Annotated in this window: 3 tRNA genes; all 3 read right to left on the bottom strand. The window is 43.7% G+C overall.

The features are described 5' to 3' along the window. Nucleotides 1-2: 2 nt before the first annotated feature. The 3 genes from AYW76_RS18530 to AYW76_RS18540 all read right to left on the bottom strand — a co-directional run bounded on the left by AYW76_RS18530 (nt 3) and on the right by AYW76_RS18540 (nt 469). A tRNA-Arg gene (locus tag AYW76_RS18530) sits at nt 3-76 on the bottom strand. Nucleotides 77-86: 10 nt separating this feature from the next. Beyond that, nucleotides 87-176, bottom strand: a tRNA-Ser gene (locus AYW76_RS18535). Nucleotides 177-392: 216 nt separating this feature from the next. Next, nucleotides 393-469 (bottom strand) — tRNA-Arg (locus AYW76_RS18540).

A 469-nucleotide genomic window follows, 5' to 3' on the forward strand; every position in this document is an offset into this window, starting at 1 on the left:
GGTGCATCCGGGAGGATTCGAACCTCCGACCGCTCGGTTCGTAGCCGAGTACTCTATCCAGCTGAGCTACGGATGCACATTTAAAATGGCGGAGAGCGAGGGATTCGAACCCTCGATGAGTTTCACCCCATACTCCCTTAGCAGGGGAGCGCCTTCGGCCACTCGGCCAGCTCTCCGTCAATGCAGAGTATTATGATTATTCATAACACTAAACGCAACCCACAATTATTCATAAAATTAAAAAATTTTAATAAAAACAATCAGAAGGACAGAGAAAAATAGAAATTGAAGGAAAAAGAAAAATAGAAAAAAAGAAAGCTAACAGTATTTAAAAGATCAAAATAAAATTAAGCTGATAAATACATAGAGAGAAACAAAGGAAGGGGTAGTAGTGGTGCATCCGGGAGGATTCGAACCTCCGACCGCTCGGTTCGTAGCCGAGTACTCTATCCAGCTGAGCTACGGATGC

This window comes from Marinomonas gallaica (assembly GCF_001639745.1).
Classification (GTDB): domain Bacteria; phylum Pseudomonadota; class Gammaproteobacteria; order Pseudomonadales; family Marinomonadaceae; genus Marinomonas; species Marinomonas gallaica.